22 protein-coding genes are annotated in these 21856 nt (G+C 67.1%); 13 read left to right on the forward strand and 9 right to left on the reverse strand.

The genetic code is table 11. The annotated features are described in order from the left end of the window. The first annotated feature begins 31 nt into the window (after positions 1–31). The 13 genes from ACW7G3_RS08275 (at position 32) to fabB (ending at position 11189) form a co-directional block, all read left to right on the forward strand. Entirely contained in the window at positions 32–1051 is a 1020-nt protein-coding gene (locus ACW7G3_RS08275) for an LLM class flavin-dependent oxidoreductase (RefSeq protein WP_456973586.1), read from the forward strand. Between the two features lie 202 nt (positions 1052–1253). After that, positions 1254–2291 carry a Holliday junction branch migration DNA helicase RuvB gene (gene ruvB / locus ACW7G3_RS08280; RefSeq protein WP_456973584.1) on the forward strand — a complete coding sequence of 346 codons (1038 nt, stop codon included), beginning with the start codon at positions 1254–1256 and terminating at the stop codon, positions 2289–2291. Then, a complete protein-coding gene (gene ybgC / locus ACW7G3_RS08285) occupies positions 2288–2737 on the forward strand; it encodes a tol-pal system-associated acyl-CoA thioesterase (protein ID WP_456982235.1) in 450 nt (149 codons plus the stop codon). The genes ruvB and ybgC overlap by 4 nt, the downstream gene beginning before the upstream one ends. Then, the gene (gene tolQ, locus ACW7G3_RS08290) at positions 2734–3531 is read left to right on the forward strand and encodes a protein TolQ (protein ID WP_456982237.1); all 798 of its coding nucleotides are present in this window, start codon (positions 2734–2736) and stop codon (positions 3529–3531) included. Before ybgC ends, tolQ begins: the two co-directional genes overlap by 4 nt. A gap of 70 nt (positions 3532–3601) precedes the next feature. Beyond that, entirely contained in the window at positions 3602–4039 is a 438-nt protein-coding gene (tolR, locus tag ACW7G3_RS08295; protein ID WP_456973578.1) for a protein TolR, read from the forward strand. Further along, positions 4040–5002: a cell envelope integrity protein TolA gene (tolA, locus tag ACW7G3_RS08300; protein WP_456982239.1), complete on the forward strand. Its 963-nt coding sequence runs from the start codon at positions 4040–4042 to the stop codon at positions 5000–5002. Positions 5003–5250: 248 nt separating this feature from the next. Continuing rightward, positions 5251–6570, forward strand: a complete 1320-nt coding sequence (gene tolB / locus ACW7G3_RS08305; RefSeq protein WP_456973574.1) for a Tol-Pal system beta propeller repeat protein TolB — start codon at positions 5251–5253, stop codon at positions 6568–6570. A gap of 61 nt (positions 6571–6631) precedes the next feature. After that, positions 6632–7144: a peptidoglycan-associated lipoprotein Pal gene (pal, locus tag ACW7G3_RS08310; protein ID WP_456973572.1), complete on the forward strand. Its 513-nt coding sequence runs from the start codon at positions 6632–6634 to the stop codon at positions 7142–7144. An 11-nt stretch (positions 7145–7155) separates the two neighbouring features. Continuing rightward, positions 7156–7941 carry a tol-pal system protein YbgF gene (ybgF, locus tag ACW7G3_RS08315; protein ID WP_456982240.1) on the forward strand — a complete coding sequence of 262 codons (786 nt, stop codon included), beginning with the start codon at positions 7156–7158 and terminating at the stop codon, positions 7939–7941. Between the two features lie 45 nt (positions 7942–7986). Continuing rightward, positions 7987–8664 carry a 7-carboxy-7-deazaguanine synthase QueE gene (gene queE / locus ACW7G3_RS08320; protein WP_456982242.1) on the forward strand — a complete coding sequence of 226 codons (678 nt, stop codon included), beginning with the start codon at positions 7987–7989 and terminating at the stop codon, positions 8662–8664. 9 nt (positions 8665–8673) lie between these two features. Next, a complete protein-coding gene (queC, locus tag ACW7G3_RS08325; protein ID WP_456982244.1) occupies positions 8674–9348 on the forward strand; it encodes a 7-cyano-7-deazaguanine synthase QueC in 675 nt (224 codons plus the stop codon). Between the two features lie 99 nt (positions 9349–9447). Continuing rightward, the gene (gene fabA / locus ACW7G3_RS08330) at positions 9448–9963 is read left to right on the forward strand and encodes a 3-hydroxyacyl-[acyl-carrier-protein] dehydratase FabA (RefSeq protein WP_456973564.1); all 516 of its coding nucleotides are present in this window, start codon (positions 9448–9450) and stop codon (positions 9961–9963) included. Between the two features lie 2 nt (positions 9964–9965). Further along, positions 9966–11189: a beta-ketoacyl-ACP synthase I gene (gene fabB / locus ACW7G3_RS08335; protein WP_456982246.1), complete on the forward strand. Its 1224-nt coding sequence runs from the start codon at positions 9966–9968 to the stop codon at positions 11187–11189. Positions 11190–11250: 61 nt separating this feature from the next. On the opposite strand, the gene ACW7G3_RS08340 is transcribed toward fabB, so the two are convergent. The 9 genes from ACW7G3_RS08340 to azu all read right to left on the reverse strand — a co-directional run bounded on the left by ACW7G3_RS08340 (position 11251) and on the right by azu (position 21771). After that, positions 11251–13401, reverse strand: coding sequence for a TonB-dependent copper receptor (locus tag ACW7G3_RS08340; protein ID WP_456982248.1), 2151 nt, complete (start codon positions 13399–13401; stop codon positions 11251–11253). A gap of 61 nt (positions 13402–13462) precedes the next feature. Then, complete coding sequence (locus ACW7G3_RS08345) at positions 13463–13846, reverse strand: DUF2946 family protein (RefSeq protein WP_456982250.1); 384 nt, start codon at positions 13844–13846, stop codon at positions 13463–13465. Positions 13847–14135: 289 nt separating this feature from the next. Further along, positions 14136–15242, reverse strand: coding sequence for a PLP-dependent cysteine synthase family protein (locus ACW7G3_RS08350; RefSeq protein WP_456982252.1), 1107 nt, complete (start codon positions 15240–15242; stop codon positions 14136–14138). A gap of 32 nt (positions 15243–15274) precedes the next feature. Continuing rightward, entirely contained in the window at positions 15275–15676 is a 402-nt protein-coding gene (locus ACW7G3_RS08355) for a SirB2 family protein (RefSeq protein WP_456982253.1), read from the reverse strand. 46 nt (positions 15677–15722) lie between these two features. Continuing rightward, a complete protein-coding gene (locus ACW7G3_RS08360; protein WP_456982255.1) occupies positions 15723–16946 on the reverse strand; it encodes an NnrS family protein in 1224 nt (407 codons plus the stop codon). Positions 16947–17005: 59 nt separating this feature from the next. After that, positions 17006–17755: a helix-turn-helix domain-containing protein gene (locus tag ACW7G3_RS08365; protein ID WP_456973554.1), complete on the reverse strand. Its 750-nt coding sequence runs from the start codon at positions 17753–17755 to the stop codon at positions 17006–17008. A 19-nt stretch (positions 17756–17774) separates the two neighbouring features. Beyond that, on the reverse strand, positions 17775–19181 hold the full coding sequence (gene hemN, locus ACW7G3_RS08370) for an oxygen-independent coproporphyrinogen III oxidase (RefSeq protein ID WP_456973552.1): 1407 nt from the start codon (positions 19179–19181) through the stop codon (positions 17775–17777). Positions 19182–19539: 358 nt separating this feature from the next. After that, entirely contained in the window at positions 19540–20706 is a 1167-nt protein-coding gene (nirK, locus tag ACW7G3_RS08375; protein WP_456982257.1) for a copper-containing nitrite reductase, read from the reverse strand. Between the two features lie 612 nt (positions 20707–21318). Beyond that, positions 21319–21771 carry an azurin gene (gene azu, locus ACW7G3_RS08380; RefSeq protein WP_456982259.1) on the reverse strand — a complete coding sequence of 151 codons (453 nt, stop codon included), beginning with the start codon at positions 21769–21771 and terminating at the stop codon, positions 21319–21321. Positions 21772–21856 lie beyond the last annotated feature (85 nt).

The raw sequence follows: 21856 nt of genomic DNA on the forward strand, positions 1-21856 counted from the left end.
AATGTGCTCCCGGCACCCTCATCCTGTGCCCATGACGACATCTCCAGCCCCCAAAGTTCCGCTTTCCATCCTCGACCTGGCTCCGGTGGCCGAAGGCAGCGACGTTGCCACCGCGTTCTCCGACATGGTGGCCCTGGCCCGGCACGCCGACGCGCTGGGCTACCGCCGCTACTGGATGGCCGAGCACCACAACATGCCGGGCGTGGCGAGCGCCGCCACCGCGCTGCTGATCGGCCACGTGGCCGGAGCCACGAAGACGATCCGGGTCGGCGCCGGCGGGGTGATGCTGCCCAACCACGCCCCGCTGCAGGTGGCCGAGCAGTTCGGCACCCTGGCCACGCTGTATCCGGACCGCATCGACCTGGGCTTGGGCCGCGCGCCCGGCACCGACCAGCCCACCGTGCGCGCGCTGCGCCGCTATTACGAGGGCGCCGACGCGTTCCCGCAGGACGTGGCCGAGCTGCTGCACTACTTCGAGCCGGTGAAGCCGGGACAGCTGGTGCAGGCGGTGCCCGGCTCGGGACTGGACGTGCCGGTGTGGATCCTGGGCTCGAGCCTGTTCGGCGCCCAGCTGGCCGCGGCCATGGGCCTGCCGTATTCCTTCGCCTCGCACTTTGCGCCGGCGATGATGAGCGAAGCGCTGGCGCTGTATCACCGCGATTTCAGGCCCTCCAAATACCTGCGCGAGCCCTACGCGATGCTGGCCCTGAACGTGGTGGCCGCTGATACCCGGGCGGAAGCCGAGCGCGAGTTCACCGCCCTGCAGCAGATGTTCGCCCGCCTGCGGCGCCCCGGCCCGCCGGGCAAGGTGCCGCTGCCGGTGGATGACATCAACGCCGAGCTGAGCCCGCAGGAGCTGGCTGCTGTGGGCCAGGCGCTGGCCTGTTCGGTGGTCGGTGACGCAAAGGACGTGGGCGAGGGCATCGCCGACTTCGTCGAGCGCCACCGCCCGAACGAGCTGATCCTGACTGCCAACCTCGCCAGCCTGGAGGCCCGCAAGCGCAGCTTCACCATCGCCGCGGAGGCCTGGGGCCTTCAGCCAACCCTGTAACCCGACGATCGGCTCTCGCGTAGGAGCGCGCCATGCGCGCGAAGCCGCGTGACACATGGCGGTGGGGCGTGGCTTCGGCGAGTACGCGGGTTCCGGGCCCGCCGCGCGGTTCCGCGATTCACGCGGTTTCGCGCGCATGGCGCGCTCCTACGACGCGCAAGCGCGTGCGTCTTGGGCACGCCAGCTATGCGACCATAGCGCGATGACCGAAGAGCGCATCATCGCCGCCGACGCGACCCGTGAAGACGAGGCCGTCGAGGCCTCGATCCGGCCGCAAAGGCTGGCCGATTACCTGGGCCAGAAGCCGGTCCGCGAGCAGCTTTCCATCTATATCGAAGCGGCGATCAAGCGCGGCGAGGCCATGGACCACGTGCTGATCTTTGGCCCGCCAGGGCTGGGCAAGACCACGCTCAGCCACGTGATCGCCAACGAGCTGGGGGTGAGCCTGCGGGTGACCTCCGGGCCGGTGATCGAAAAGGCCGGCGACCTGGCCGCGCTGCTGACCAACCTGCAGCCGCATGACGTGCTGTTCATCGACGAGATCCACCGCCTTCCGCCCGTGGTCGAGGAGGTGCTGTACCCGGCGATGGAGGATTTCCAGATCGACATCATGATCGGAGAGGGCCCGGCCGCGCGCTCGATCAAGCTGGACCTGCCGCCGTTCACCCTCATTGGTGCGACCACCCGTGCAGGCCTGCTGACCGCGCCGCTGCGCGACCGCTTCGGCATCGTCCAGCGGCTGGAGTTCTACAGCGCGGCGGACCTGGAGCGGATCGTGCGGCGTTCGGCAGGGATCCTGGGCATCGACTGCGAGCCTGAGGGCGCTGCGGAAATCGCCCGCCGCGCGCGCGGCACGCCACGCATCGCCAACCGCCTGCTGCGGCGGGTACGCGATTACGCCCAGGTTCGTGCGGGCGGAAAGATTGACCGCCAGGTGGCGGATGCGGCAATGAAGATGCTGAGCGTGGACCCGGAAGGCTTTGACGACCTGGACCGGCGCCTGCTCAACCTGATCATCGAGAACTTCGACGGCGGCCCGGTGGGCGTGGAGTCGCTGGCCGCGGCGCTGAGCGAGGAGCGCGGCACCCTGGAAGATGTGATCGAACCCTATCTGATCCAGCAGGGCTTCCTGGTGCGCACCGCGCGCGGACGCATGGCCTCGGCCAAGGCGTATCGGCACCTGGGCCTGGAGCCGCTGCGCAAGGCCGCGGGCCAGGGCGGCACGGAGGGGCAGTTTTGAGCCACACGACCAGGTTGCAGCCAGCGTTCAGCTTGCCGACAAGGGTGTACTGGGAAGATACCGACGCTGGTGGCGTGGTGTACCACGCGCGCTATGTGGCTTTCCTGGAGCGGGCGCGTACCGAATGGATGCGCACGCTCGGGTACGGCCAGGAAGCGCTGCGTACCTCGCACAACCTAGTGTTCGCGGTGCGGGCGATGCGGATGGACTTCCGTGCGCCGGCAAGGCTGGACGATGTACTTGAGGTCACGGTGGCGCTGCGAGAATGCCGCCGGGCCAGCCTGGTCGTGGACCAGCTGGTTGAACGCGAAGGCCAGTGCCTGCTGGACGCGCAAGTGCGGCTGGCGGCGCTGGATGCGGAAGGATTCCGTCCCCGGGCGATCCCGGAGGCGCTCCTTGCCGAACTGGTTCCATACCAAATACAGAAATCTGGAGCGGATGCATGATTCCACTGACGATGTTGCTGCAGGCCACCGAGATCCAGCCGTTGCCCGCAGAGGACGGTGCGCTGGCCAGCCAGCTGCCCGCGGATGCCGGCGTGGTTGAAGCGGCCACCGCAGTGGGCGGGGACATCGACATGCTGCAGCTGCTCCTGCATGCCTCGATCCCGGTGCAGCTGGTGATGCTGCTGCTGCTGGCCGCATCGATCGCCTCGTGGGTGATCATCTTCCGCAAGAAGAAGCTGCTCGACCGCGCCCAGCGCGAAGCCGACCGGTTCGAGGAGAAGTTCTGGTCCGGCTCGGACATGGGCAAGCTGTACGCCGCCGCCACCGAGCGCAACCGCGAGATCGGGGGCCTGGAGTTGATCTTCGAGTCCGGCTTCCGTGAGTTTTCGCGCCAGCGCGAACGCCGCAGCGCCACTCCGGCCAGCCAGCTTGAGGGTGCCCAGCGCGGCATGCGCGTGGCCACCTCGCGCGAGCTGGAAGGGTTGGAGCACAACCTGGAATTCCTCGCCAACGTCGGTTCGATCGCCCCGTACGTGGGCCTGCTCGGCACCGTGTGGGGGATCATGATTTCCTTCCAGGGCCTGGCCAACGTGCAGGAAGCCACCATCGCCACCGTCGCCCCGGGTATTTCCGAGGCGCTGATCGCGACCGCGATGGGCCTGTTCGCCGCGATCCCGGCGGTGTGGGCCTACAACCGCTATGCCACCAAGGTTGAGCGCATCGCCACCCGCTACGAGTCCTTTGCCGACGAGTTTTCCTCGATCCTGGAGCGCCAGGCCTACCCCGACGAATGACCGTGACGCGGGCCCGCCCCGCTGCCCGCCTTCGACCGTTCGCCTGATCGCCCTGTAGTCCGGAGTCCCCATGTCGGTCATCTCCAATCGCCGCCGCCACCGCCGCAAGCTCAAGAACGAGATCAACGTCGTTCCCTACATCGACGTGATGCTGGTGCTGCTGATCATCTTCATGGTCACCGCGCCGCTGTTGAACCTCGGCACGCAGGTGAACCTGCCCGATTCCAGCGCCCGCTCGCTGGGCTCGCCCAAGGACCCGGTGGTGGTGAGCGTGTACGCGGACGGCTCGCTGGGGCTGATGATCGAGAACGTCAACCAGATCGTCGACGTGGCCGGCCTGCGCGAGCGCGTGCAGGCCATCCACAACCAGAATCCCGGTGCCAGCGTGCTGGTCAACGGCGATCGCGACGCCAGCTACCAGAGCGTGATCCGCGCCATCGACACCATCAATCAGGCCGGGGTGACCCGGGTGAGCCTGATCAGCCGTCCGCAGGAGGGCGGCGAATAAATGCGTGAGGCGCGTGCCGACACCGTCCAGGCGGTCGTGCTGGCGCTGCTGCTGCACGTGCTGTTGTTCGCGCTGGTGTTCCTTGGCCTGCACTGGACCCGCAGCGCGGCGCCGCAGGCGGCCGGCGTGCCGATCAGCGCCGAGCTGGTGGATGCCGACGCGCTGTCGCCAGCCGCCCAGCAGGCGCTGGCCGAGGTGCCCGAGCCCATGCCCGCGCCGGAGCCTGAGCCTGAGCCCACACCCGAGCCGGTCGAGGAAGACGCGGCGCCCCCGTCGCAGCCGCTGCCTGAGCCGGTTCCCGATGATGCCGAGGTGGAGCCGCAGCCCGCACCGCAGGAGCAGATCCCGGAGCCCGACGTGGTGGACCAGGACGAGGCCCGCGCCGACGCCGAGTCCGAGCTGGTTGCCGAGCGCGAACAGGAAGAGCGCCGGCGCCAGGAGCAGATCGAGCTGGCCGAACGGCAGAAGCAGGAAGAGGCCGAGCAGAAGCGCCGCCTGGCCCGGCAGCAACGCGAGCAGGAGCTCGCCAAGCTGCGCGCAGAGCAGGCGCGGGTGCAGCGCGAGGCGGAGGAGGCCGAGCGCAAGCTGCAGCAGATCGCCAGCGCCCGTGATCGGCGTGATGCCGAGCAAGTTGCGAGCTCAGCCGCCAGCCCGTCACAAGGCGGACAGTCGGGTGATAACGACTTGGCTAACCGCTATGCCACTGCGCTGCAAGAAGCGATCGTGCGCAACTGGACCCGTCCCGACAACGTGGCCCTGGGCCAGCGCTGCCGGATCTACATCACCCAGCTGCCAGGCGGGCAGGTGATGAATGTCGAATTCGACAGTTCCTGCCCCTATGACGCCTTGGGACGGCGATCGGTGGAGGCTGCGGTGCGCCGGGCCGAACCGCTGCCGTATGCCGGTTTCGAATCGGTGTTCAACCGCAGGCTCAACCTCAATTTCACCGCCCGGGACCGGTAGGAGCGCGCCATGCGCGCGAAGCCGCGTGACGTCTGCAACTCTTACAATTGCCGAAAATCCGGAACATCACGGGCCTTCCCCCGCTCGCCTGCGCGAACCGATCACTGTCACGCGGCTTCGCGCGCATGGCGCGCTCCTACAGCAGCTGGTGAGCACGCGGCGACGGTTGCCGTTCATCAATCCTCCACGCCCAGCGGCCAAGCTGTAGCGTTGTGAGCATTCCCTATTTTCCAATGTCGAGCCAGACGATGAAATCCATGACCCGCTTCCTCGCTGCCCTGTTTGCGCTTCTGCTGCCCGTTGCCGTCATGGCGCAACAGCAGGGCCTGGAGATCGATATCGTCGGCGGCCACGCCTCGGCGCTGCCGATCGCAGTGGTGCCCATGCCCTACCAGGGCTCGGCAACCGCTCCCGATACCGACGTGGCCGCGGTGATCCGCGCCAACCTGGACCGCTCGGGCCAGTTCCGTACGCTGCCCGAGCGCGACATCGTCGAGCGGCCGACCCGCGGCGCCGAGGTCCAGTACCCCACCTGGCGCATGCTGCGGCAGGATTTCCTGGTGGTCGGCCGGGTGCTGGACGCGGCTGGTGGCGGCTACCGGGTGGAGTACGAACTGTTCGACGTGGCCAAGCAGGAGCGCGTACTGGGCATGGCCATGACCGGCCGCGCCAGCGCCATGCGCGATGTGGCCCACCAGATGTCGGATGCCATCTACGAAGCGATCCTGGGCGTGCGCGGTGCGTTCTGGACCCGGATCGCCTATATCACCCAGACCGGCGCCGGTGAAAGCGCACGCTACGCGCTGATCGTGGCTGATTCGGACGGATTCAACCCGCAAACGGTGGTGCGCTCCAATGAGCCGCTGCTTTCCCCGGCCTGGAGCCCCGATGGCAACCGCCTGGCCTACGTGAGCTTTGAAGGCGGCAACTCGGCCATCTACATCCAGAACATCGCCACCGGCGGCCGCGAACTGATGTCCAGCTTCCGCGGCATCAACGCCTCGCCCGCATTTTCGCCGGACGGCAGCCGGCTGGCGCTGACGCTCTCGCGCAGCGGCAATCCGGAGATCTATGTCATGGATCTGGGCAGCAAGGCGCTGACCCGATTGACCAACCACTTCGGCATCGACACCTCGCCCGCCTGGAGCCATGACGGCAACAGCATCTATTTCACCTCCGATCGCGGCGGCCGGCCGCAGGTTTACCAGGTGCCTGCCAGCGGCGGCGGAGAGAGCCGGACGACCTTCCAGGGCAGCTACAACTCCGACCCCAGTGTTTCCTTCGATGGGCAGAAGATTGCCGTAGCGCAAGGCGCGGGCAACGTGTACCGTATTGCAGTGCTGGATCGAAGCCTCGGCACGCCGCGCTGGTCCACGCTGTCGCCAGGTTCGCTCGATGAATCACCGAGCTTTGCACCGAATGCCAGCATGATCCTGTACGCGGCACGTGAGGGACGGCGAGGGGTGTTGTACGCCGTTTCGTCCGATGGCCGAGTGCGCCAGCGCCTGGTGCTTGCTGATGGTGACGTGCGCGAGCCGGCCTGGGGTCCGTTCCGGGAACAACGCTGACGCCGTCTCCACATTGTTTCCATCAACCTGAACGCTGTTGTTCAACCATAGGATCGACGAGATGAAGACCACCACCCGTATCGTGTTCATCGCTGCGCTGTGCGTTGCCGCTGTTGGCTGCGCCCGCCAGGTTCAGGAGGAAGCGCCGCCGCCGCCGGCCGCGCCGCCGCCGACCGCGACTGCGCCCGCCCCCACTGCCGGTGTTTTCGGCCCCGAGGATCTGGACACCGATGCTTGCCTGCGCCAGCGGGTGGTGTACTTCGATTTTGACCAGGAGTCGGTGCGTCCGGAGTTCCAGGCCCAGATGGCCTGCCACGCCAAGTACCTGCGTGACCGCCCTTCCGCCCGCATCACCCTGGAAGGCCATGCCGACGAGCGCGGCAGCCGTGACTACAACCTGGGTCTGGGTGAGCGCCGCGGCAACGCGGTGTCCTCCGCCCTGCAGGCCAATGGCGGTTCCGGCACCCAGCTGACCACCGTCAGCTACGGCGAAGAGCGCCCCAGCTGCACCGATGTCAACGAAGACTGCTGGGCGCGCAACCGTCGCGTTGAGATCGTCTACAGCGCACGCTGATCGCTGGCGTCATGCGTAGACTGATTGTTCCAGTCGTGGTTGCGGCGGCCCTTGTGGCCGCTGCACCCGCGTTTGCACAGCGCGCAAGCCTCGCCGATCGCGTGGCCGCGCTGGAGCGCCAGGATTCCACCACCCGCACCTCCAATGTCGACCTGCTGAACCAGGTCAACGAGCTGCGTCGCGAAGTGGTGCAGCTGCGCTCGCAGATCGAAGAGCTGCAGCACGGCATCGAGCAGATGCGCGAGACCAGCCGCGCCCAGTACCTGGATGCGGACGGGCGGCTCAACCGCCTGGAAAGCGGTTTCGTGCCGGAACCGGCTGAGGGCGAGGCCGGTGCATCGTTGCCGGTCCCCGTGCCGGAGACGGATGCAGGTGCCGCCGAGCGGCCGCGCCTGCCAGCACAGGATCCCGATGAGCGAGCCGCCTATGAGGTGGCCTTCAGCGCCCTGCGTGCCGGCGATTATGAAAAGTCGACGGAGCTGTTCCGGCAGTTCCTCAGTGCCCACCCGGACGGGTCGCTGGTTCCCAACGCCCAGTATTGGCTGGGTGAAAGTTTTTACGTGCTGGAGGACTATGACGCCGCCCAGCGCGCGTTCGAAGCCCTGATCCAGCGCTTCCCCGAGGATTCGCGCACGCCGCGTGCGCTGCTCAAGGTGGGCCTGTCGCAGTACGGCCGGCAGGACATGGAATCCGCGGAACAGACGCTGGCCAAGGTGATCGAGCGTTATCCCGGCAGCGATGCGGCGGTGACCGCCGACGATCGCCTTCGCGTCATCCGCCTCAGCCGTCTGCGCTGAGGTCTGATTCTGCCGGGATCCGGTAGGCTCCGTACAATTGCACCCATGACCCAAGTTGCTGTCCCTGACGCCGCCACGGCGGCCGACCGGCTCCGGATTACCGAGATCTTCCTGTCCCTGCAGGGCGAAGCACGCGAAGCCGGCTGGCCCAGCGTGTTCGTGCGCCTGACCGGCTGCCCGCTGCGCTGCCATTACTGCGATACCGCCTATGCGTTCCACGGCGGGCAATGGTGGACGATCGACGACATCGTCGCGGAAGTCGCCCGCCACGGAGTGCGCCACGTGTGCGTGACCGGCGGCGAGCCGCTGGCGCAGAAGCGCTGCGTGGACCTGCTGCAGCGGCTGTGCGATGCCGGTCATGCGGTGTCCCTGGAAACCTCCGGCGCAATCGACATCGGTCGCGTCGATCCGCGGGTGAGCCGGGTGCTGGATATCAAGACGCCGGGTTCCGGTGAAGCCCACCGCAACCTCTGGGAGAACATCGACCTGCTGACGCCCCACGACCAGGTCAAGTTCGTCCTGTGCGGGCGCGAGGACTATGAGTGGGCCAGCGGCATCGTGCGCCAGTACGACATCCCAGCCCGCTGCGACGTGCTGTTTTCGCCCAGCAAGAGCGAACTGGCCCCGCGTGATCTGGCCGACTGGATTGTTGCCGACCGCCTGCCGGTGCGCTTCCAGATGCAGCTGCACAAAATCCTCTGGAATGACGAACCGGGACGCTGAGGCAGACTCATGAAGAAAGCAGTCGTACTCCTGTCCGGCGGCATGGATTCCGCCGTGGTCCTGGCCATCGCCCGCGAGCAGGGCTTTTCCGTGCATGCGCTGAGCGTGGACTATGGCCAGCGTCACCCCGCGGAACTGCAAGCCGCCGCTCGGGTTGCGCAGGCACAGGGCGCAGCGGCGCACAAGACCGTCTCGGTTGACCTGCGCAGCATCGGCGGCTCGGCGCTGACCGACGATATCGACGTCCCCGAGGCTGGCGGGCACGGCGCCGGAGACATCCCGGTCACCTACGTGCCGGCCCGCAACACGATCATGCTGTCCATTGCCCTGGGCTGGGCCGAGGTACTGGGCGCGGCGGACATCTTCTGCGGGGTCAACGCTGTCGACTATTCCGGCTATCCCGATTGCCGTCCGGAGTTCATTGATGCCTTCCAGTCGTTGGCCAACCTGGCCACCCAGGCAGGCGTGGAGGGGGCCGGGATCCGGGTGCACGCACCGCTGATGGCGATGGGCAAGGACGGGATAGTGCGCGAAGGAGTGCGCCTGGGCGTGGACTTCGCGGCAACGGTCTCGTGTTACAGCGCGGATGCCGCGGGGCGCGCCTGCGGGCGCTGCGATGCCTGCCGGCTGCGCGCGGAAGGATTCTCCGGAGCCGGCATTGCCGACCCCACGCGCTACTGCTGAATACGCCGTCCGGACGCCGAAACCCGGCGTGCGGATGGCGTCCCGGAAATTTTCCGGCAAAACACGCAAAATAGAAGGGTTCCCCCACCTTTGGACGACATGAAACAGCCTTCCTCCTTCGACTATGAGCAGTTGCTCGCCTGTTCGCGCGGCGAACTCTTCGGCCCCGGCAATGCCCGGCTGCCCGCGCCGCCGATGCTCATGTTCGACCGCATCACCCATGTCTCCACCGAGGGTGGCCGCTACGGCAAGGGCGAGCTGAAGGCCGAATTGGATATCCGTCCGGACCTGTGGTTTTTCGATTGCCACTTCGAAGGCGATCCGGTGATGCCCGGCTGTTTGGGCCTGGATGCCATGTGGCAGCTGTGCGGCTTCTATCTGCCGTGGCTGGGCGCGACCGGCCTGGGACGTGCGCTGGGCGTGGGCCAGGTGAAATTCAGCGGCCAGGTACTCCCGGGCGCAAAGGTGGTGAGCTATGAAATCGACATCCGCCGCACCATGCGCGGCAAGCTGGACCTGGTGATTGCCGACGGCCGTACGCTGGTTGACGGGCGTGAGATCTACCTGGCCTCCGACCTGCGCGTGGGCCTGTTTTCCTCCACTGAGGGCTTCTGATCATGCGTCGCGTGGTAGTGACCGGAATGGGCGTGGTTTCGTGCCTGGGCAATGACCTGGAAACGGTGTCGAAGTCGTTGCGCGAAAGCCGCCCGGGCATCAGCTTTGTGCCCGAGTACGAAGAACTTGGCCTGCGCAGCAGGGTGGCCGGCGTGCCGGAGATCGACCTGACGGCTGAGATCGACCGCAAGCTCAAGCGCTTCATGGGCGACGCCGCTGCGTATGCGTATGTGGCCGCCCGCGACGCGATTGCCGCTGCGGGGCTGACCGACGAACAGGTACGCAGCGAGCGCACCGGCCTGGTGGCCGGTTCCGGCGGCGGTTCGCCGCAGTGGCAGGTGGAAACCGCAGACCTGCTGCGCAACCGCGGCGTGCGCAAGGTGGGGCCGTACATGGTTCCGCGCTCGATGGGATCGACGGTCTCGGCAACGCTTTCCACCGCGTTCGGGATCCGCGGCGTGAGCTATTCGCTCTCCGCGGCCTGCGCCACCTCGGCGCACTGCATCGGCGCCGGTGCGGACCTGATCCGCCACGGTGCCCAGGACGTCGTGATCGCCGGCGGCGGTGAAGAGCTGCACTGGGCGATGACCGCGCAGTTCGATGCGATGGGCGCCCTGTCGAACAAACGCAATGACACCCCGCTGAGCGCCTCGCGTCCGTATGACGCGGACCGCGACGGATTCGTGATTGCCGGCGGTGGCGGCATGCTGGTGCTGGAAGAGTACGAGCACGCGGTCGCGCGCGGGGCGACGATCCTGGCCGAACTCACCGGCTATGGCGTGACCTCCGACGGCGCGGACATGGTGGCTCCCTCGGGCGAGGGCGCGGTGCGCTGCATGCGCATGGCGCTGGCCGGCCTCAACGGTACGCCGGTGGGCGGGATCGACTACCTCAACACCCATGGCACTTCGACCCCGGCCGGCGACATCGTCGAGTTGGAGGCCGTGCGCGAGGCATTCGCCGGCAAGGTGCCGCCGCTGTCCTCGACCAAGGCGCTGAGCGGGCATTCACTGGGTGCTGCCAGCGTGCATGAGGCCATCTACAGCCTGCTGATGATGCGCGATGGCTTCATCGCCGGCTCGGCCAACATCGAGCAGCTGGACCCGCGGGCGGAAGGCTTCCCGATCGTGCGCGAGAGCCGCGATGCGGATCTGCACACGGTGATGTCCAACAGCTTTGGTTTTGGCGGCACCAACGCGAGCCTGGTCTTCAGCCGCCCCAGCTGACGGTCATGCGGGTGTAGGAGCGCGGCGTCGCGCGCATGGCGCGCTCCTACTAGGACGCGGGTCAGTAGGTCATGTTGAGTTTCACCCAGGCGGTGCGGCCGGGCTCGCCGATCCGTACCGGATCGGCGGGGTAGCCGAACGCGCTGTTGCCGGCGAGGTTCAGGTGCTCGCTGTAGGCGCGATCAAACAGGTTGTCGATCCCCGCGGTGAGCTGCATCCGGTCGTTGACGCGGTAGCCGCCGTTGAGCGAGAACACCGCGAATCCGGGGCTGGGGCCAAGGTCGCGGCCGACCACGTTGCCCAGGGATTCGCTCACCCGGTCCTGGCCGGCGACGATCCGCAACAGGGCACCCGCGCTCCAGCGCTGGTTGTCGTAGCTGACGGTGAAGCGTGACTCCATCGGCGTCATCTGTGGCAGCGGTCCACCGCCGCTGGCCAGCTCGCCCCAGGCATAGGCGATGCTGCCGCCCGCCTTCCAGTTTTCCGCCGGACGCCATTCAATCCCGGCTTCGCCGCCGCGGATATTGGCATCGGCGTTGAGCGCGGTGGTGCCATGGCCGTGGTCGGACAGGCCGTAGTTGAGCAGGCCGTAGTTGAAGAGGATGTAGTCGTTCATCCGGCCCAGATACACCGAGGCCCAGGCGTCGACCGATTCACTTTTCCAGTTCAGACCCAGGTCCAGCTGGGTGGTGCGTTCGGGATCGACGCCGGCGAATGCGTTTGCGGCGCCTGCAGGACCGCGGTCGGGAGAAAACAGCTCCCAGTAATCAGGCATGCGTGCAGTGTGGCCCAGACCCGCATACCAGCTGAAGCCGGAGCCGGCGAGGGTCTGCTCGTAGCGGACGAATGCCGAGGGCAGGGTCTTGCTGCGCTTCATGCCGGCGGTGGGATTGGCGGCCGGCATGTCGTGGGCACCGCCATGGCCATGGCCGCCGCCGGCGTGCATGCGCCGATCCTCGGCGTCGACCCGGTCGGCGCGTGCACCGGCAATGAGGTGGTGCTGGTCGCTGATGTGCCAGTGCAGCTCGGCAAAAACGCCCGACTGGCGGAAGCGGGCGTCCACTTCCCAAGGCTGGGCCAGATAGGCGCCGCGTCCCATCGCACTGCGTTTGGCGTGCCTGCTGGCGCGAGCGTCCAGACCACCGGTCAGGTCCCAGTGATCGCCGTGCCAGGTCAGGGCCATGCGGCCACCCGTGGTGCGGTGGGCCACGTTGCTGGCCATCGGCATCGGCATGCTGCTGTCCGGGTCCGGGCTGCGCAGGGTGTAGTTGTCCATGACGTGGTCGATGTCGTTGTAATACAGGTTGGCTTCGACATCGGTGAGCGTACCCGTCAGGTTGCTGCGTTCAAAACGCAGGCCGTAACTGGTGCGATCGAACACCGAGCCGTCCATGCCGCGGCCTGCATAGCGCGCCTCGCCGTCGCCCCGGCCCACGCTCGCCTCGATCACGGTGTCGGCATCGGGGGTCCAGCCAATAGCGGCATCGGCGTTCCACTTCAGCCAGGCGGAATGGACGCGGTGGCCATCGCCGTCTTCATAGTCATCGGCTTCCGTGCGGTTGGCGGTGAGCCGGCCATAGGCCGATTCGTTGCCCGCGGCGAAATCGAATACCTGGTCGTTGCGGCCGCTGCTGCCGCCGAGCACGCTGCCCCGGGCCTGGATGCCGGGCTCGGGGAAGTACGGGATGTCGCGCTCGAATCGCACCGTGCCCGCCGCCGCGCCGCCGCCCCACAGCACGGTCTGCGGCCCCTTGATGACGGTCAGCCCGTCCCAGGTCTCCGGGGAGATGTAGGACATGGCGTTGTCCATGCGCGAGGGGCAAGCGCCTGCCAGCGCGCCATCGCCGGCGAGCAGGTTCAAACGTGATCCGAACATGCCGCGCAGCACCGGATCGCCGTTGGTACCGCCGCTGCGCATCACTGCAAAGCCGGGAATGGTCTTGAGGTAGTCCGCGCCATCGCCGGCGGGCACCGGCTGGCGGGGCTGGCGCGGATCGGTGACAAAAGTCAGCGCCGCGCTTGGTGCGACCCCGGTGACCACCAGGGCATCGAAATCAACGATGCCCGCATCGGGGCCGGACTCGGCGGTCGTCAGCGATGCGGTGGCGAGTCCGGATGCAGTGGCAGCTGCGGGTGCAGCAAATGCGAGCGCGGCCACGACGGCCAGGCACAGGCACGACGGGCGCAGGGGCGCAAAGGGGAGGTTCGACATGTTGGCTCCAAAGCTCTTGGTGCGGCACTGGGCCGCGGGTGGGGGTCACGCCAGGCCTGGGTCAGGCCGCAGGCGGAGGAGCCTGGGAGCCGAGTCCGCGTACGTTCCGGTTGGGCCGCAGGCGGACGATGTGGAGCGGGGAAGAAGGCTTTTCGGCCTGTTGCGATGCAGGCAGCCACAGCGGTGACTGCATCCGCGGAGGGGGCGCCACCAGCAGGCAGTAGCCGCAGGCATCATCAACGAGCTGCGGCGAGGTGTTCTCGTCTGCCGGGTGGTGGGCCGAGTGCGCGGAGCCGTCCGTGGCCGTGGCACAAGGAGCTGCTGCGTCGCATCCGGCCGACGCCACGGAAAGCATCCTGCTGGCAGCAGGTGCCAGCGCGGCCATCAGGGTTGCAAGCAGCGCTACCAGCGCCGTGCGGCGGAAGCTTGTCGATGCTGGATTCAAGCCCGCGGTGCGGGCGTGGAAAGCATGCGCGAATCGCGTCGGGGAGCCGCGGAGCGATGATGCCGATGTCCCCTGCTGCCGGGTGGAACGCGCTGCCTGGTCCCCTGCGTACGACATCCTGATCGCTGCTTTCTGACCCCCGGACGGTGTTGTCCGGTGTTGCAGGCTATGTTGGCGATCAGGTCAGGATCCGCACATGACGCAGGTCAACCGGCCTGCAGGTTGCAGCCGTTGAGCGGCTTCCGGCAGGCGGGAAACGCTGCCGGAAGCGGTCAATGCCGGGGGAAGTTCAGTCCCAGGCGCGCCAGCTTCCGCTGGCCACGGTGCTACGCAGGGCTTCAATGATGGGAGCGGAATCAATGCCGTTGCGTGCGAGCCATTCCGTGTCGTAGAGCGTCTGGTCGTAGCGTTCGCCGGGATCACACAGCAGGGTCACGATGCTGCCTTCCTGCCCCTGCTCGCGCATGCGGCAGGCCAGCTGCAGGCAAGCGACCAGGTTGGTGCCGGACGAGCCGCCGTAGCGGCGCCCCAAGTGTTCCTTCAGCAGCCACATGCCGGCGACGGATGCGGCGTCGGGAACCTCGATCACATCGTCCACGGTTTCAAACACCCAGCCGGGTTCAACCTGTGGCCGGCCAATGCCTTCGATCAGCGTCGGCTGGCTGCAGCGGACGCCGCGGTCGCGGCTCTGCCAGGCGTGGACGAAAGCGCTGCCGCTGGGCTCGGCCACGCATAGCTGGGTGGCCAGACCGCGATAGCGCAGGTAGCGGCCGATCGTGGCCGAGGTGCCACCGGTACCCACGCCACAGACGACCCAGGCCGGGTCCGGATGCGGTTCCGCGGCCAGCTGGGTGATGATCGATTCGGCAATGTTGTTGTTGCCGCGCCAGTCGGTGGCGGTCACCGCCAGGCCGAACTGGTCCAGGTGGCAGGCGCCGTTGGCGGCATGCCAGGCGGCGCGTGCGTACACCTGGGAGGGATCCTCCACCAGGTCGCAGTGGCCACCCAGCGCCTGCACATCGGCGATCTTGCGCGGTGCGGTGGCGGCGGGCATCACCGCGGTGAAGGGGAGGCCGAGCAGGCGTGCGAACCAGGCTTCCGAGATGGCGGTACTGCCGGAGGAGGCGTCCACCACCTGCTGTCCCTGGCGCAGGCGGCCATTGCACAGCGCGTACAGGTACAGCGAGCGGGCCAGGCGATGCTTGAGGCTGCCGGTCGGGTGGGCGGCCTCGTCCTTGAAGTAGAACTCGATGCCGGGAAAGCCCTTGAACGCCAACCGCAGCAGGTGCGTATCAGCCGAGCGGGCCGCCTCCTGGCGCAGCAGTTTCAACGCTTCGCGGGTCCAGAGGCGGTGGCTGGCGGAATCTTCGACGGAGGGGGAAATCTGCGTATCCATGTGCCTGTAAGGATACGCGGGATGGGCTGGTTTCACCCGGTGATGCCGTAGAACACCCCGAGTGGATGGTGGGCCCGGGCGATGCTGTAGATCATGCCGAACGTGGCCAGCGCAGCCACGTAGCACCCGGCCTGGCCCGTGCGGCTGCGCGCGCGCCTCAATGCGTATACGCCCAGCACGACATAGACCACCAGCAGGATGAGTTTCACCGTCAGCCAGCCGTTGGCGTACAGCCCGCCCGGCAGGATGGCCAGCAGCATCAATGCAGCGGTGAGCAGCGCGGTGTCGATGCCATAGCTGGTCCAACGCACCGCCGCCCAGCGCGGCCAGCGCATGCCGGCCAGGACGCCGGCGCCGCGCAGGGCGAACAGGGCGCCGCTGGTCAATGCCAGGCCGATATGGGCGTGTTTGATCTGCGGGTAGAACTCGATCATTGAAGCTTCCGCAACACCAGCAAGAGTTGACCCGTGTCCGGGTGTTTCAGCCCGGCCGGCCGTCGGCCCGGGGACTCAGGTAGATCCGGCCGAGCCTCGCCACCCAGGGCAGGAACGCCACCAGCCAGCCCAGCGCGGCCGCCGCCTGCCAGGCCGGGGTATCCGGCAGCACCTCGGCCGCAACCCGCATCAGCGCGACCACCTGGATGGCGATGAAAGCGAACCAGGCCACCTTCGGCATATACAGGCCCTGGCCGGAATGGCCCTGGGTGACCCGGGTGACCATGGCCACCAGCACGCTGCCGAAAAAGCCCACGAACAGCGCATGCGCCGGGCCGCGGCCCAGCCAGTACACGCCGGTCAGCAGGTAGGAGAAGCTCTGGCCGGTGTAGAGGGCGAAGGTGAGCGGCAGCCAGGCAAGGCCCAGGAACAGCACTGTCAGCAGGCCGGGCTTTTTCCCGCGCGGCCACCACCGCCACAGCATCCAGCCGGTCAGCGCCAGCAGCGGCACGTCCACCAGCCACAGCAGCCCGTACAGGTGGAACAGTTCCAGCACCAGGTGCCCGAGGCACAGCGGCCACAGCGCCGCGAGCAGCCACATGGGCCGCCATGCCTGGTAACCGGGCACGGCGCTGGCGGCGAAGAACGGGAACATGCGGTGGGCGATAGTCAGATAGATCGGCAGCAGCAGGCCAAAGCTGCCGATCTTGATGCTCACGAACGCCCAGAACGGCGGAGCACCCCACACATGGACCAGCCAGGCCAGCAGGCCCACGAAGCCCAGTGAAAGGGCAGCGAAGCAGGAGCGCGCGTGCCAGGTGGTGCCGCGCTCACGCCACAGCAGCGGGCCGAGGGTGCACAGGCCCGCCAGCCATCCGCCGATGGTCATGAACAGCCCCACCACCAGGCCGACATCCCAGCCGATCGCCCCCAGCAGGGTCGCGATCTGGCCGCCGAACAGGCCCACGCCGACCGGCGCGTAGCGCCAGCGCTCGAACTCGGGCTGTCCCATCCATTTGGGGAACGTGGTGAGCAGGAAGCCGAAGATGAAGCTGGGCAGCATCTGGTACTGCATCACGAAGGCGTGCAGCCAGCCTGCGTAGGTCAGCGGCTGATGCATTTCCACCAGCGGCCAGCGCAGCGCGCCCAGCCAGGCGGCCCACCAGGCCATCGCCAACAGCAGGTTGCCGGCGCCGATGAAGAACATCAGCCGGTGCGGGGCGTCGCCCAGGCGACGCGGGGACAGGGCAGGGGAGTGTTGAGGGTGCATGGCGCCAGTATGGGCGCCACCGGTGGCCGGGGCCTTGACCCAGGTCAGCCGGGGTCGGCTCAGTTGCGCAGGATCGGCTCGGCCAGCGTTTCCAGACGGTCGCGGTCCAGCAGCTCCACGTCGCGGCGGTCGATCTGCAGCAGCCCATCCTGCTGGAAGCGGCGCAGCACCCGGCTGACCGTTTCAGGCGCCAGCCGCAGGTAGTTGCCGATGTCGGTGCGGGCCATGGTCAGTTGGAAGCGGTGCGGCGAGAAACCGCGCGCGGCCAGTCGCCGCGACAGCCCGATCAGGAATGCGGCCATGCGCTGGTCCGCGGTCCAGTCGCCGGCCAGCAGCGCGGCGCGGCCGATGTTGCGGCTGAGCAGGCGGAACAGGTGCCGCTGCAGGCCGGGCAGCTGCGCGGCCAGTACCGAAATTTTGGGGAACGAGAACTGGCACAGCATCACCGTGTCCAGCGCCACAGCGTTGCAGGGGTAGCGGTCGCCGTCGATCCCGTCCAGGCCGATCACCTCGCCGGGGAAATGAAACCCCAGCACGTGCTCGCGACCTTCGCGATCGATGGTGTAGGTCTTGACCGTGCCGGAACGTACCGCTGCGATCGCCTCAAACGGATCGCCCGCGCGGAACACATGATCTCCCGCGTGCAGCGGCCCGGTGTGCTCGACCAGCATGTGCAGGTTGCGCAAACCGGACTTGTCCATGCCTTCGGCCAGGCAGGCCTGGGAAAAGGCACAGGTGGAGCAGAAGGTGAAGTCATCACCGTCGTCCGCTAGCGTTGCCTGGTTGTGATGCGGAAACGGCGTACTCATCGCCATCCCGCCGAAGCAGTCAGATGGCACGCGAGTAGCGCGGAGCAGACGGCTCGGCGGTGGGCTGGTTGAGATATCGATCGAAGCACATCGCAATATTACGCAACAGCAGGCGTCCGCGCGAGGTCGCGATGATCCGGTCCTGCTCAACCCGCACCAGTCCGTCTTCCACCAGCGGGTGCAGCCGGTCCAGGGCGTCGGCGAAATACTCCGGGAAGTTGATCAGGTAGCGCCGTTCCAGCGCGTTGACCGGTATTTCCCCCTGGCACATCAGGCGCTGGATCAGGTCGGCGCGCAGGCAATCATCCTCATCCAGGCCCAGCCCGCGGAATACCGGCAGCCGGCCCTCGTCGATCGCGATCTGCCAGGAAGGCAGGTCGCGCGGGTTCTGGCTGAAGGTGTTGCCGATATGGCTGATGGCGCTGACGCCCAAACCGATCAGGTCGGTATCGGCGTGGGTGGTGTAACCCATGAAGTTGCGATGCAGGCCGCCCCGCTCCTGGGCACGGGCCAGATCGTCATCGGGCAGGGCGAAGTGGTCCATGCCGATGTAGACGTAGCCGGCCGCTCCGAGCTTTTCGATGGCCAACTGCAGCAGGCCCAGCTTGGTCTCGGCATCCGGAAGCTGATCGTCCCGGATCTTCTTCTGCGGGCGGAACAGCTGCGGAAGGTGGGCATAGCTGTAGACCGCCAGGCGGTCCGGGCGCGCCTCCAGCACCAGGTCGAGCGTGCGGGCGAAGCTTTCCCGGGTCTGCAGCGGCAGGCCGTAGATCAGGTCCAAGTTGACCGAGCGGAAGCCATGCTGGCGGCAGGCCTCCACCACGGCGAAGGTTTCCTCCACCGACTGCACCCGGTTCACCGCCACCTGCACGTCGTGGTCGAAGTCCTGCACGCCCAGGCTGGCGCGGTTGAATCCGATTTGCGCCAGCTCGGCGACTTCCTTCGGACCGATGAAACGCGGGTCCAGCTCGATCGAGATGTCGCGGTCACGGTGGTCGGAGAAGTGGAACTGGCTGCGCAGGGCATCCACGGCTTCGGCCAGCTGGGCGGGGGCGAGGAAGTTCGGGGTGCCGCCGCCGAAGTGCAGCTGGATCACCTCCCGGTCGCGGTCGAAGAGCTCCGCGAACAGGGCGATCTCGCGGTACAGGCGCGCCAGGTACGCCTCGCCCCGGGTCAGGTCACGGGTGATGATCCGGTTGCAGCCGCAGTAGAAGCACGGGCTCATGCAGAACGGCACGTGCACGTACAGCGACAGGCGCCGGGGGATGGGGTCGCCGTTGCTGGCCAGCGCGGCTTCGCGCAGCTCGGCTTCGCCGAAGTCCGCGTTGAACTTGGGCGCGGTCGGGTAGGAGGTGTAGCGCGGGCCGGGGCGGTCGTATCGCCGCAGCAGCCCTGCGTCGAACTGGGGCTGGGAGGGAATCTGCATGACTGAAGATTAGTCCTGGGCGGAGGGGGATGCCTTGACTCTGGTCAATCTCTGGGCGGATGGACGGTTGCTTTTTATTTTGGGAAAGCCCGGGGCTGAAGGGTTGTCGCGGCGCCTGGCGCCGGTGCCCTTGCGTGCGAATGTCCCCCGGCTACGGCCTGCGGCCTTCGCCTCCTCCTTGATTTCGCACGCAAGGGCACCGGCACCCGCGTGGTGGGGCCCATCAGGTCACGACATTGGAAAGCGAAAGCGCAGGCCCTTCCCCGCATCTCTGCAGATCCCGATTTACCGGAGCCAAAAAAGAAACCGCCGCCCCAGGAGCTGGGCGGCGGCGGGGTAACCCATCGGCTGGGGGAAGTCAGCGGGCGATGGGCAGGGAGAGGTCGGTGTCGGCCTTGATCGGACCCGCGGCCGACGGGAGGGTCATCAGGTCGTGATTCCAGCTGTCGCCTTCGACCATCACGTGCGCTGCCGCACCCAGTTCAACCGCCTCGATCAGGTTGTGGTTGAGGTAGGTGTACATGCCCGGCTGCAGGAAGGTGTACAGCGCTGCACCGGCCGAACCACCGGCGATGAACCATGTCTCCAGGTCCTTGAGCGGTGCGTTGTTGAACTTGCCGCGCTCCCATACGTAGTCGCCGTGGCCGCCGATCAGGTGCGGACGGGTGTCGCGGTTGCCCTGCGAGTGGATGAACAGCACCGTCTCGCCGACCTTGGCGGTCATCGCGTTCTCGCCGGTCAGGGCGCCCACCGAACCGTTGAACACCACGTGGCTGGGGGTCAGGCTGCGCATGACTTCGAGCGTGTCCGGCAGGGCTTCGGCGTGCGAGCCGTAGCTCTTGAAATTGCCGTCCTCATCGCGCGGGATGTAGAACTCCGTCTCGCCGATGTAATAGGCCTTGTCGTAGCGCAGCGGATTGCTTTCCCCATCCTTCAGGCCATCGCGGGGCAGCACCATGATCGCGCCCTGCATGCCGGCCACCACGTGCCACGGCGTCATCGTGCCGCCCGGTGCGCAGTGATAGATGAAGGTGCCCGGCCGGGTGGCCTGCCACAGCAGCGTGACCTGCTCGCCCGGGGAGATGACGGTGATGTCGCCGCCGCCCATCGCACCCGTGGCCGAGTGGAAGTCGATGTTGTGCGGCATGGTGTTGGTGGCGGGATTGATCAGGGTCAGCTCAACGTAGTCACCCTCGTGCACGACCATCATCGGGCCCGGGATGCTGCCGCCGAACGTCATGGCCTGCAGCGTGGTGCCCTGCTGATCGATGACCACTTCCTCTTCGGTGATGGGCAGGGTGAACTGCACCACCTTGGGCCCGCCAACCGCGACCTGGGTATGGTCATGGATGTGCGGGGGGCGGACCAGCTGCACCTGCTGACGCGGCAGGTTGGACAGGTCAGGCGCATCGGCAATGTTCCGCTGCACCAGCTCCATGGCATCCATGGCCTGTGCGGGCTCGGGTGCAGCGCCCATTCCAAGGACGATTGCAGCGGCGAGAAGGGTGGTCTTGAACACGTTCATCGTGGGTCTCCAGTGGGTGTTCCTTTTGTCTGGAGCCATGGTCTCCCGGGGGCGCTATTCACGCCTTGATCGGAATCAAGTGGGCGCTTGTTTCACAGCGGTTTCCCAGGGTGTTTTTTTGAAGTCGGAAAGTGCTTTTTAAGTGCTGTCCTGGTTTGATGGAAAGAGCAGGGCTGATACTTTGTGGGGCGCCGGGGGCCGGGGCCCTTGAGCGCTCATGTCCCCCGGCGACGGCCTGCGGCCGCCGCCTCCTCCTTTACTTCGCTCTCAAGGGCCCCGACCCCCGCGTGTCGAGTCCGGGGTGGCTTCGGGAACAGTTCGGAGTCGATTGGTGGTCGCCTGTCCCCGCAAGCCGAGCCCCGTCGTGGCCGGAAGCCCTTGCGGGGAAGTAAAGGAGGAGGCCACCGCCGCAGGCGGAGGCCGGGGGACATGAGCCGCAAGGGCTTCCGGCCGCGGCGGGGCCCGTCAGCTCACCGCAAAGCCAGGAGAAGAAAGGCAGTTCCCTCGCTGCTTCCCCGCTCTTGGAAAAGAGACTTCTCCACACACGGCAGCGCACAAAAAAACATGCCGGCTTTCGCCGGCATGTCGAGGGGAGAGAGCTGTGTGTAGCGATCAGCGGGTAACTTCAACCGTGCCCCGCATCAGGCCGGAGTGGCCCGGGAAGGAACAGAAGAAGGTGTAGTCATCACCGGCCGTCAGCTTGCTGCCCGGGAACGTGATGCTGGTCTTGCCACCACCGCCGATCATCTCGGTTGCGGCGATCACCCGGGCATCGCCGGAAGGCACGTAGTTGTTCGCGGCGCCGGCCTTGATCCCGGCCTGGGCAACGTCATTGGCGGCGGCAGTCTCGGTGATCACCACGTTATGGCCCATGGCCGCCACCGGCAGCGAACCGGAGTGGGTCAGCTCGACCGTGATCGAGGGGCAGCTGGACGACACGCTGACGCTCTTCTGGCTGAACTGCATGCGGTCGTTGCTGTCCAGAGAGATGGTGCAGTTCTGGGCGGCAGCGCTGCCGGCGGCAAAGAGAATGGCAAGTCCGAGGGCGGCGGTAAGACGTTTCATGGTGGCTGCTCCTGTGCAGTGACGAAGGTTGAAATCCATGCTTTGCAGTATGGAGATGCGGCCCTTCGACCACCTTGATCTGGAT

The sequence above is a fragment of the Luteimonas sp. A478 genome (genome assembly GCF_054052025.1).

Excerpts from the sequence above, each read along its gene's own strand:
- ACW7G3_RS08275 (WP_456973586.1), top strand. The coding sequence starts at position 32 with ATGACGACATCTCCAGCCCCCAAAGTTCCGCTTTCCATCCTCGACCTG.
- ruvB (WP_456973584.1), top strand. The coding sequence starts at position 1,254 with ATGACCGAAGAGCGCATCATCGCCGCCGACGCGACCCGTGAAGACGAG.
- tolQ (WP_456982237.1), top strand. The coding sequence starts at position 2,734 with ATGATTCCACTGACGATGTTGCTGCAGGCCACCGAGATCCAGCCGTTG.
- tolR (WP_456973578.1), top strand. The coding sequence starts at position 3,602 with ATGTCGGTCATCTCCAATCGCCGCCGCCACCGCCGCAAGCTCAAGAAC.
- tolA (WP_456982239.1), top strand. The coding sequence starts at position 4,040 with ATGCGTGAGGCGCGTGCCGACACCGTCCAGGCGGTCGTGCTGGCGCTG.
- tolB (WP_456973574.1), top strand. The coding sequence starts at position 5,251 with ATGAAATCCATGACCCGCTTCCTCGCTGCCCTGTTTGCGCTTCTGCTG.
- pal (WP_456973572.1), top strand. The coding sequence starts at position 6,632 with ATGAAGACCACCACCCGTATCGTGTTCATCGCTGCGCTGTGCGTTGCC.
- ybgF (WP_456982240.1), top strand. The coding sequence starts at position 7,156 with ATGCGTAGACTGATTGTTCCAGTCGTGGTTGCGGCGGCCCTTGTGGCC.
- queE (WP_456982242.1), top strand. The coding sequence starts at position 7,987 with ATGACCCAAGTTGCTGTCCCTGACGCCGCCACGGCGGCCGACCGGCTC.
- queC (WP_456982244.1), top strand. The coding sequence starts at position 8,674 with ATGAAGAAAGCAGTCGTACTCCTGTCCGGCGGCATGGATTCCGCCGTG.
- fabA (WP_456973564.1), top strand. The coding sequence starts at position 9,448 with ATGAAACAGCCTTCCTCCTTCGACTATGAGCAGTTGCTCGCCTGTTCG.
- fabB (WP_456982246.1), top strand. The coding sequence starts at position 9,966 with ATGCGTCGCGTGGTAGTGACCGGAATGGGCGTGGTTTCGTGCCTGGGC.
- ACW7G3_RS08340 (WP_456982248.1), bottom strand. The coding sequence starts at position 13,401 with ATGTCGAACCTCCCCTTTGCGCCCCTGCGCCCGTCGTGCCTGTGCCTG.
- ACW7G3_RS08350 (WP_456982252.1), bottom strand. The coding sequence starts at position 15,242 with ATGGATACGCAGATTTCCCCCTCCGTCGAAGATTCCGCCAGCCACCGC.
- ACW7G3_RS08355 (WP_456982253.1), bottom strand. The coding sequence starts at position 15,676 with ATGATCGAGTTCTACCCGCAGATCAAACACGCCCATATCGGCCTGGCA.
- ACW7G3_RS08360 (WP_456982255.1), bottom strand. The coding sequence starts at position 16,946 with ATGCACCCTCAACACTCCCCTGCCCTGTCCCCGCGTCGCCTGGGCGAC.
- ACW7G3_RS08365 (WP_456973554.1), bottom strand. The coding sequence starts at position 17,755 with ATGAGTACGCCGTTTCCGCATCACAACCAGGCAACGCTAGCGGACGAC.
- hemN (WP_456973552.1), bottom strand. The coding sequence starts at position 19,181 with ATGCAGATTCCCTCCCAGCCCCAGTTCGACGCAGGGCTGCTGCGGCGA.
- nirK (WP_456982257.1), bottom strand. The coding sequence starts at position 20,706 with ATGAACGTGTTCAAGACCACCCTTCTCGCCGCTGCAATCGTCCTTGGA.
- azu (WP_456982259.1), bottom strand. The coding sequence starts at position 21,771 with ATGAAACGTCTTACCGCCGCCCTCGGACTTGCCATTCTCTTTGCCGCC.